Below are 9,691 nucleotides of genomic sequence, written 5' to 3' on the forward strand. Positions count from 1 at the left end.
CTCAGCTTCCTTCTCGCGAGGACAGCTTTTTCCCTCGTGGCGGAGCCACTCGGGAAAAAGATCCCGCAGCGAGAAGGAAGCTGAGGTTCCGCCACAGGACCACCCGAGCAAAAAGGAGCCCGACCCATGCACACGTCAGCCGCTGTCTTGGGGCCAGCCTAGGCGGAGCGCGTCTCGGGTGACTTCGGTGAGGCGCTGGTCTTCGTAGTCGTCGGGCTGCGAGAAGTAGCCGGATTCGCCGACGACGACGAGCCGGGCCTGCTGCTCGGAGTAGTAGCCGACGTCGCTGCTGAGGCCGGGGAACTCGTCGGGCAGGTCGCGTCCGGCGGAGACGAGGTCCATCACGTTGCCGGTGCCGTCCTGGGTGACGAGCTCGTTGAGCTGCGCGGCCGTGGCGGCGTCGGCCATCCGGATCGTGACCACGGAGGTCAGCACGCGCTGCCCGTCGGGCAGGGTCGCGGTGTAGAGCGCCCGGGTGAGGTGTTCGCAGCTGTTGTCGTTGAAGAATTCCGCGATCTTCCCCGTGGAGACCTTCGCGCAGCCCTGCTGGCCCTCTTCGCGCAGTTCCAGGTTGAAGCGGTTCTGCGTCTGCGGCACCGGAACGGGGGCTTCGCCGGCTTCTTCGGCCGGGTCGGAGGAGGGCTTGATCAGCAGCCAGAGCAGGCCGGACACCACGGCCACGCCGAACAGGACGAGTCCGCGCAGCGCCCACCCGTAGGGGGTGATGGCGGTGCCGCCGACTCCGGCGCCCGCCGCGGCGGGCGCGGGGCGGACGGGTTCCTGCCTGTTCGTGGAGGGGTAGGCGCGCTGGTTGAGGTCGGCGCCGTGCTGCTGGTGCTGCTGCTGGCCGCCGTGCTGGGCGTAGCCCTGCTGCTGCGGGTACTGCTGCTGGGCCGCGTAGGGCTGCTGCTGGCCGTAGCCCTGGCCGGGGTGCTGCGGGTACTGCTGCTGTCCCGCGCCGCCCCACGACCCTGCGGCTCCCGGGTGGCTCTGGTGCTGAGCAGCCTGGTTCTGAGCTCCCGGATGGTGCTGCTGGGGCTGCCCGTAACCGGGTGTGCTCTGCCCGTAGGCCTGCTGCGCGTGCGGCTGACCGCCGTGCGACGTCTGGGCCGACGGCTGGTGGAAGGCAGGGCGGGTCGCCTCGCCGGGTCCGCCCAGGGTGTCCGGGCTGAAGTCGGCGGGGGCCGCGCTGCGGTGCTCTTGGTTCACCCGTGAGTTGTCGCGCTGGAGTGGCGCAGTGTCAGCTCGCTGCGCGTTCTGCGGCGAGCCTGTCATCTCTTCGGGTGCACCTTGGGGGTCCGGCACGAGCACTAACGGTAGCGGTTGCGGATCGCGCGCAGAACAGCACGTGTGCTGGGAAGACGTTCGGGCTGCTCAGCCCCGCAGCGCGCGCAGCACCAGGTCGACGTCCGCTTCGGTGTTGTAGAGGTGGAACGACAGCCGCGCCTTGCCCGCTCTGGCGGCGCAGGCGATGCCCGCGTCGGTGAGCTTCCGGGCCGCGTCGTCACCGGGCACGGACACGATCGCGGAGCCTTCGGCGGGGACGCCGAGTTCGGCCCGCACCTGGTCGGCCAGTCCCGCGCAGTGCGCGCGCACCCGCGTCAGGTCGAGTCCGGCCAGCGCGCGCAGCGAGGCGGCGGCGCCGACCTGGGCCAGCCACGCCGGTGACAGGTCGAGCCCGCGTCCGCCGGGCGCCTGCCGCAGCGGGAGTCCGTAGATGCTGCTCATGCCGCCCCCGGCGTACCAGTTGGCGTGGTTCGGGCGGGGCGCGGGCGCGTCGGGGTGCTGCGCCAGCCAGGCGGCGCCGCGCGGCGCGAGCAGCCACTTGTAGCCGGTGCCGACGACGTGGTCGACCCAGTCGAGTTCCATCGGCAGCCAGCCCGCGGCCTGGGTGACGTCGAGCAGCACTCGGGTGGGCGTGCCGCGCACCGCGTCGCGCAGCGCGCCGAGGTCGACGAGCCGCCCGTCCGCGGACTGCACGACGCTCACCGCCACCAGGTCGTGGTCGGCGGCCTTGTCCGGGATCGCTTCGAGCGGCACCTCGTCGACTTGCACGCCGCGGTCGGTTTGGGCGGCGAACGGGAAGCTGACGCTGGTGAACTCGTCTTCGGCGACGAGGACTCGGGCGCCGTCGGGCAGGTCGGCGGCGATGATCCCGACGAGCTGGGAGATGGTGGCGCCGATGGCGATCCGGTCGGCGGGCACGCCGATGAGCTCGGCGAACGACTCCCGGCCCGCGTCGGTGTCGGCGTCGAAGTCGGTCGGGCGGGCGCCGCCGGCGCCCCAGGTGGCGATGGCTGCGGCGACGGCCTCCACGGTCCCGGTGGGCGGCACCCCGATGCTCGCGGTGTTGAGGTAGCCGTCGGGGACGTCGAAGGTGAGGCCGAATGCGGTGCGCATACCGCGATCCTCACCGACGCGGCCGGTGGCGCGCCAGAGCCGGCGGGGGGAACGGCGTTCTACGGTGGCGTCATGCGAAGCGCGGAAGTGGAGATCCGGACCGGTTCGACCGAGGTGGTCTACGACCTGGGTTTCGAGTGCGAGCGGTTCCTGCGGTCGGCGGGCGCGCAGGAGGGCCTGCTCAACCTGTGGGTGCCGCACGCGACGGCGGGCCTGGCGGTGATCGAGACCGGCGCGGGCAGCGATGAGGACCTGTTGGCGCAGCTGCGCGAGCTGCTGCCCGCGGACGGGCGCTGGCGGCATCGGCACGGTTCGCCGGGGCACGGCCGGGATCACGTGCTGCCCGCGCTGGTGCCGCCTTATGCGACGGTGCCGGTGTTGGAGGGGCGGATGGCGCTGGGCACCTGGCAGTCGGTGTGCCTGGTCGACACGAACGTCGACAACCCGGTGCGCCGGGTGCGCTTGAGCTTCCTGGAGGGCTAGCCCCGGAATTGCGGTCCCCGAAGGTCTCACCCGACGAGTGGAATCCCGGCTCGACGGGAGTAGTTCCCGTCGATTTCGCGAGAAATCGCGCGGCCACCGGCGGGCGGCGAGTAGTTGCGCGCGCAGAGATGGCTCACATCTTGATCATGAACGCCGGGTCTCGTGCCAGGATGGACCGATGACCGCGCGACTGGTCCTGTGGGACGTGGATCTGACCCTGATCGACGCGCGCAGCATCGGCGTCGACTGGTACCGCCGGGTTCTTTCCGAGGTCACCGGCGTGCACTTGCAGCACGTGCCGGACATGGCGGGCAAGACCGAACTGGCCATCACCGGCGAGGTGCTCGCGGCGCACGACATCGACGCCGCCGCGGACACCGTGGCGGCCATGTTCGCCGCGCTGACGGCCGTGGTGCTCGCCGACCGGGACGCGTTGTCGTTGCGCGGCAGCGCGATGCCCGGCGCCGCGCAGGCCCTCGCGGCGCTGGCCGAGGTACCGGGCGTGGTGCAGAGCCTCGTCACCGGCAACCTGCCGGAGGTCGCGTTCCACAAGCTCGACGCGTTCGGCCTGCACCGGCACGTGGACTTCGACATCGGCGGGTTCGGCGCCGAGTCGCTGCACCGGCACGACCTGATCAGCGCGGCCGTGGCGAAGGCCGCGGCCAAGCACGACGCGGAGTTCGCCCCGGAGTCGGTGATCGTCGTCGGGGACACCCCGCGCGACGTGGCGGGGGCGTTGCACCACGGGGCGATCGCGGTCGGCGTGGCCTCCGGCCGCAGCGACGAGCGGGAACTGCGCGCGGCGGGGGCGCACGTGGTGCTGCCCGACCTCACCGACACCGACGCGGTGCTGAAGGCCGTCGCGGGCTGAGGAACCCGCGCCGCACGGCCGCACCCGTCGGCCTCGGGCGGTGTGCTCCGCCGTGACCGGTTCGGCCCAACGGGTCCGCACGAATGCGGCATTCTCGCCGAGCGCGTGCGCTATACGTGGGAGATGGATCGCGCGGACGCCGACGGAGAAGACGCCACCGAGCCGGACGACGACGGGAAGCCGGAAAACGACGGCGGGGAGCCGCCCGAGCAGGAGCCGACGCCCTCGCTGTTCTCCCGGAATTCCGTCCGGGACAGCACCATCGGCGGTCCCGTCTTCCAGATCGGCCAGTGGAACGGCGACATCCGCCCCCCGACGTCGACCGAACCTCCCGCTGAGCTCACCGCGGCCGTCCCGCGCCGCCCGTCGCTGCTGCTCGGCCGCGATCGGGAGTTGGAGTCCGTGCTGACCACGTCGAATCCGGTGTGCGCGGTGGTCGGCATGGGCGGGGCGGGCAAGACCACGCTGGCGCTGGAGGCCGCGTACCGGTTGCGCGAGCAGGGAGGCTACGCGGGCGGGGTGCTGTTCCTGGACTGCCGCGGTTACCCGCGGAGCGATCCCCGGGACCGCGAGGTCCCGATGGCGTTCGAGCAGGTCACGTCGACCTTGCTGCACTGGCTCGGCGTGCACGACGCACCGCGGGCGGACGCGGCGACGAAGCGGTTGCAGCAGCGCTACGAGGAGTTCGCCGAGCGGGGGCTCCCGCTGTTGCTGGTGCTCGACAACCTCGGCACGACGTTCGACCCCGAGCCGTTGCTGCCGGCGCCCCGCGCGCACCGGACGTTGATCACCACCCGCGCCGCGGACGCCGTGCGGGACGCGGCGCTGGTCCGGCTCCCGGAGCTGTCCTCGGCCGCGGCGGTCGAGTTGCTGCGGGCGGAGCTGGAGCGCGCGGCCCCGGACGATCCGAGGGCTCGGGACTCGGAGGGGTTGCACGAGGTCGCCGAGGTGTGCGGACGGTTACCGCTGACCCTGTCGGTGATCGCCGCGATGCTGAGCCGGAGCCCGAAGGAGTTGAGCGCGGTCGCCGCTCAGCTCGCCGCGTCGCAGCGGCTCACCGTGCTGGATTCGGTCCGGTCGGCGTTCGAGTTGTCGATCCGGACGCTGCGGGAATCACCCGCCGAGATCGACCGGGAGGCCGCGGCGCTGTTCCAGCGGATGGGTTGCCTGCCGGGCAGCGAGTTCACCGAGCGCAGCGCCGCCGCGCTGCTGGACGAGCCGGATGCGGCGCGGGCGTGGGCGCTGCTGGACCGGTTGTGCACGGCTCACCTGCTGGCGCCGAGCGGGCATGCCGATCAGGTCCGGTTCCTGGATCTCGCCGGGGAGTACGCGTCGAAGCTGTTCGCGGAACTCCCGTCGGGCGCGGACGCCCAGGACGGGTCGACGCCGTCGCAGCTGGACGTGCTGGTCCGGCTCGCGGAGAGCGCCGCGTCGGCGACCCGCGCCGATATGTCCACAGTGGACTACCCGGAGGACCCGCAGGCCGCGGCGCAGGCCCTCCAGCGGCTGATCGCGGAGCAGGACGCGCTGGGGATGCTCACCGCCCGCGCCGCCGACATGGCCGAGCCGGAGCCGGAATCCGAGGCGCGCGGGCGGCTGTTGACGGCGAGCCGCACGATCGCGATCTCACTGGTGGTGCTCTACGAACGCACCGGACGCGGACGGGATTCGCTGGCGGCGTCGCGCCTGCTGCTGCGCGTGACGAGGGCGCTGGACGACCGCCGCGGTGAGCTCGACGCCTTCCTCGCGATGTGCCGCGGCCTGCTGGCCGTGGACGCCCGCCCGGAGGCGGCCCGCTGCCTGCACGAGGCGAGCAAGCTCACCCGGCAGCTCGACGGCTACCCGACCGAGTTCATGCGGACCTTCGCGGAGCTGGCCTGCGAGGTGGGCGAGCTGGCCGCCGGCGCCGAGGAGTTCACCGGCCTGCTGGACCGGTACCGGAAGTCCGGGGACGTCGAGGGGCGGCTCGCCGCGCTGCACGGGCTCGGGCGCGTCGCCTTCCTCCGCGACGACCTGCCGGAAGCCGTGCGCAGGCACGAACAGGCACGGGATCTGGCGCAACGACACGCTTGCGCACCGCACGCGGAACGCGCGCTGGGCGAACTGGCCGAATGCCACGCGCGGCTGGGCGACACCGAGCGCGCCGCCCGGTGCCACGAGGACGCGAAGCGGTCCGCCGAGCAGCGCGGATTCCCGCACGGCGCCGCGGTGGCCGCGCACCACCTCGGCGATCTGCACCGGGATCAGGGCGAGGACGCCGAAGCGCTGGAGCGCTACGCGGAGGCCGAGCGCGGTTACCGCGAAGCGGGCGACGTCGCTCGCGCGGACCGGCTGGTCGAGCTGATCCGCGCGATGCGGACCGGACCGGAGCGACCGACGCTCGCGGCGGATCCGCCGCTCCCGGTGGAACCGCCGCCGATCGCGTCCCCGCCGCGGCGGAATCCGTCGACCGTGGCGCGCTCCATGTTCGACGTGCTCGTGGTGCTGGGCGTGCTGACCGCGGCGCAGGTCTGGTCCGCGCGCGAAGGAACCCCGGCCGTTCCGTGGACGTGGTGGACGCTGGTCGTCCTGCTGCTCGCGACGGCCGGCGCACGCCGGTACGCCTATCGCTTCACCACGATCGGGTTGTCCCACTGGTGGTGGGCGCTGGACGTCCTGGCCTACGGGGCGGTGCTCGGCTACTTCGCGGGCATCGCGCTCGACGCGGGGCAGGTGAACGCCGTGGTCGGCATCGCCGTCGTCCTGCTGTCCGCCGGGGCCACCACGTACGTCCGCGGCCGACTGCGCCCCCGCTGATCGCTTCCCTCCCCGACCGCGCCGTTGCCGATCGACCGAAGACCGGAGGTGACGCCGCGCAGGACGAACGGGTGCGGCGACGAACGTTCGAACTCCGTCGACACCGCGAACATCGTCCGAGCGCGAAAACGGCGGCCTGCGCGCGCAGGCCGCCGTTCGGGGTTCGTTCAGCCGCGGACGGTCTGGACGAGGTGGCCGACGGCCTTGTCGACGTCGATCTCCTCGCGGTCGCCGGTGCGGCGGTCCTTGACCTCCACGACGCCCTTCGCGAGTCCCTTGCCGACGACGAGGATCGTGGGCACGCCCACGAGTTCCGCGTCGGCGAACTTCACGCCGGGCGAGGAGGTGCGGTCGTCCAGCAGGACCCGCAGGCCCGCCTCGTCGAGTTCGGCGGCGAGGCGCTCGCCGCCTTCGCGGACCGCCTCGTCCTTGCCCGCGATGACCACGTGCACGTCGGCGGGAGCGACCTCGCGCGGCCACACCAGGCCGAGCTCGTCGTGGCTCTGCTCGGCGATCGCGGCGACCAGCCGGGAGACGCCGACGCCGTAGGAACCCATCGTGATCCGCTTCGGCTTGCCGTCCTGGCCGAGGGCGTCGAGGCCGAACGCGTCGGCGTACTTGCGGCCGAGCTGGAAGATGTGGCCGATCTCGATGCCGCGGGCCGCGACCAGCGTGCCGCCGCCGTCCGGCGCGGCGTCGCCCTCGCGGACCTCGGCGGCCTCGATGGTGCCGTCGGGGGTGAAGTCGCGGCCGCAGACCAGGTCCACGACGTGGTGCCCGGCCTGGTCGGCGCCGGTGACCCACGCGGTGCCGCTGACCACGCGCGGGTCGGCGAGGTAGCGGATTCCGTTGTCCTGCAGCGCCTTCGGGCCGATGTAGCCCTTCACCAGGAACGGGTTCGCGGCGAAGTCGGCCTCGTCGACGAGCTCGACCTCGGCGGGTTCGACGGCCGCTTCGAGCCGCTTGAAGTCGACCTCGCGGTCGCCGGGGACGGCGACGGCCAGCATTTCCCACTTCTCCGCGCCGGGCTCGCGGGTCTTGACGAGCACGTTCTTGAGCGTGTCGGCGGCGGTGAAGGTGCGGCCCATCTCGGCGGCGTTGAGGAAGTCCACCAGCGACTCGATGGTCGGCGTACCGGGCGTGTGGTGGACCTGCGCGGCCGGCTTGTCCTCGATGGACTCGGCAGCGGGCACCGGGGTCACGACGGCCTCGACGTTCGCGGCGTAGTCGGAATCGGTGCTGCGCACGAAGGTGTCCTCGCCGGTCGGGCTCTCCGCGAGGAATTCCTCGGAGGCGGACCCGCCCATCGCGCCGGAGGTCGCGGCGACGATCACGTAGCGCAGGCCCACCCGGTCGAAGATCCGGACGTAGGCGTCGCGGTGCAGCCGGTAGGAGTTCGACAGGCCGTCGTCGTCGATGTCGAAGGAGTAGGAGTCCTTCATGACGAACTCTCGCCCGCGCAGGATGCCCGCGCGGGGACGTTCCTCGTCCCGGTACTTGGTCTGGATCTGGTACAGCATGACCGGGTAGTCCTTGTAGGAGTTGTACTCGCCCTTGACGGTGAGCGTGAACAGCTCCTCGTGCGTCGGCCCCAGCAGCATGTCGGCGCCCTTGCGGTCCTGGAGCCGGAACAGCAGCGGGCCGTACTCGGTCCACCGGTTCGACTGCTCGTAGGGCTCGCGCGGCAGCAGCGCGGGGAAGTGGATCTCCTGCGCGCCGATGCCGTTCATCTCCTGGCGCACGACCTCTTCGACGTTGCGCAGCACCTGCAGGCCCAGCGGCAGCCACGAGTAGATGCCCGGGGCGACTCGACGCACGTATCCGGCGCGCACGAGCAGCTTGTGGCTCGGCACCTCGGCGTCGGCCGGATCCTCGCGCAGGGTACGCAAGAACAACGTCGACATCCTCGTGATCACGGCGGGCGCTCCTCGGGCGGGTCGAAAATGCGGAATACCGACATGTTCACGTGGTGGAACGTGCGGTCCTCGCAGGGTAGCGACCCCCACCGGGGTCCTCGCCAGCGGATTGCCCGCGTCGCGGACGCGCCCGCGACGCCGATGACACCGCGGCCCTCGGGGTCACTACCCTGATCGCTCGTGCTGGTGCTGCTGCCTCCTTCCGAGACCAAGGCCGCGGGCGGCGACGGTCCGCCGCTGGACCTGGACGCGCTGTCCTGCCCGGAGCTCACCCCGACGCGGCGGAAGCTGGCGGAGGCGCTGCGGTCGCTCGCCGACGACGTCCCGGCGAGCCTGTCCGCGCTGGGCCTCTCACCGCGCCAGTCCGGCGAGGTGGAGCGCAACGCGGCGCTGTTCGACTCCCCCACCGCCCCCGCGTTGGAGCGCTACACCGGGGTGCTGTTCGACGCGCTGGACGTCGCGTCGCTCACGGCCGCCGAGCGGGCTCGGGCGGATGCGCGGCTGGCGGTGGGCTCCGCGCTGTTCGGCCTGGTGCGCGGCGGCGACCCCATTCCGGCGTACCGCTTGTCGGCGGGCAGTTCGCTGCCCGGTTTCGGCACGTTGCGCGGGGTGTGGCGTCCGGTGCTGGAGCCGGTGCTGCGCGAATCGGGCGAGCCCGTGGTGGATCTGCGGTCGGGCGCGTACGCGGCGCTGGCGCGGGTGCCGGGCGCGATCGACGTGCAGGTGCTGGCCGAGAACGCGCAAGGCGAGCGCAAGGTAGTCAGCCACCACAACAAGTCCCACAAGGGCCGCCTGGCCCGCGTCCTGGCCACCACGACCACCGAGCCCACCTCGGTGGACGACGTGATCGACCTGGCGCGACAGGCCGACATGCACGTGGAACGCCCGGCGGAGACCTCCCTCACCATCGTCATCCCCACCTGACCCGAACCCATCGCACGACGGGCCCGTCCACCCGAGACGCCAGGCCCACCAACAACGCGGCAAAGCGCCCTCCCGCAGCGGCGAAGCCCAGCCTCGGGCCGCGAAGCGAGCCCGCCTCGCGGCGAAGCCGTGCCTTGGGCTGCGAAGCAAGCCTGCCTGGCGGCCGAAGGCCGTGCTTGTATTCGCGCAGCGAATAGCCCACGTCCAAAAGCCGACCACCCGCGGGTTCTCAGTCGGTCTCTCGCGAGGACAGCTTTTTCCCTCGTGGCGGAGCCACTCGGGAAAAAGATCCCGCAGCGAG

The 9,691-nt window shown here is 72.3% G+C and carries 7 protein-coding genes; 4 read left to right on the forward strand and 3 right to left on the reverse strand.

The features are described from left to right. Window positions 1-135 precede the first annotated feature (135 nt). Window positions 136-1,209 carry a hypothetical protein gene (locus tag ACWD38_RS29450; protein ID WP_450125367.1) on the reverse strand — a complete coding sequence of 358 codons (1,074 nt, stop codon included), beginning with the start codon at window positions 1,207-1,209 and terminating at the stop codon, window positions 136-138. A 165-nt stretch (window positions 1,210-1,374) separates the two neighbouring features. Then, entirely contained in the window at window positions 1,375-2,400 is a 1,026-nt protein-coding gene (locus tag ACWD38_RS29455) for an aminotransferase class V-fold PLP-dependent enzyme (RefSeq protein ID WP_450125368.1), read from the reverse strand. 72 nt (window positions 2,401-2,472) lie between these two features. Here ACWD38_RS29455 and ACWD38_RS29460 point away from each other — a divergent pair, with 72 nt between their 5' ends. From ACWD38_RS29460 to ACWD38_RS29470, 3 genes are all read left to right on the forward strand, one after another. Next, complete coding sequence (locus tag ACWD38_RS29460; protein WP_450125369.1) at window positions 2,473-2,883, forward strand: YjbQ family protein; 411 nt, start codon at window positions 2,473-2,475, stop codon at window positions 2,881-2,883. A gap of 178 nt (window positions 2,884-3,061) precedes the next feature. Further along, window positions 3,062-3,754, forward strand: coding sequence for an HAD family hydrolase (locus ACWD38_RS29465; RefSeq protein ID WP_184481513.1), 693 nt, complete (start codon window positions 3,062-3,064; stop codon window positions 3,752-3,754). 123 nt (window positions 3,755-3,877) lie between these two features. Continuing rightward, the gene (locus ACWD38_RS29470; protein ID WP_450125370.1) at window positions 3,878-6,550 is read left to right on the forward strand and encodes a tetratricopeptide repeat protein; all 2,673 of its coding nucleotides are present in this window, start codon (window positions 3,878-3,880) and stop codon (window positions 6,548-6,550) included. A gap of 167 nt (window positions 6,551-6,717) precedes the next feature. Here the strand turns inward: ACWD38_RS29470 and ACWD38_RS29475 are convergent, their stop codons facing one another. Continuing rightward, window positions 6,718-8,466, reverse strand: a complete 1,749-nt coding sequence (locus tag ACWD38_RS29475; protein WP_184481517.1) for a proline--tRNA ligase — start codon at window positions 8,464-8,466, stop codon at window positions 6,718-6,720. Between the two features lie 180 nt (window positions 8,467-8,646). On the opposite strand from ACWD38_RS29475, the gene yaaA reads away from it, so the two are divergent. Then, on the forward strand, window positions 8,647-9,390 hold the full coding sequence (yaaA, locus tag ACWD38_RS29480; protein ID WP_184481519.1) for a peroxide stress protein YaaA: 744 nt from the start codon (window positions 8,647-8,649) through the stop codon (window positions 9,388-9,390). The last annotated feature ends 301 nt before the right edge of the window (window positions 9,391-9,691 follow it).

Source organism: Saccharopolyspora sp. NPDC002578, assembly GCF_053592695.1.

What these genes read in the sequence shown, in the direction of transcription:
- ACWD38_RS29455 (WP_450125368.1), bottom strand. Translation starts at nt 2,400, where the DNA reads ATGCGCACCGCATTCGGCCTCACCTTCGACGTCCCCGACGGCTACCTC.
- ACWD38_RS29460 (WP_450125369.1), top strand. Translation starts at nt 2,473, where the DNA reads ATGCGAAGCGCGGAAGTGGAGATCCGGACCGGTTCGACCGAGGTGGTC.
- ACWD38_RS29465 (WP_184481513.1), top strand. Translation starts at nt 3,062, where the DNA reads ATGACCGCGCGACTGGTCCTGTGGGACGTGGATCTGACCCTGATCGAC.
- ACWD38_RS29470 (WP_450125370.1), top strand. Translation starts at nt 3,878, where the DNA reads ATGGATCGCGCGGACGCCGACGGAGAAGACGCCACCGAGCCGGACGAC.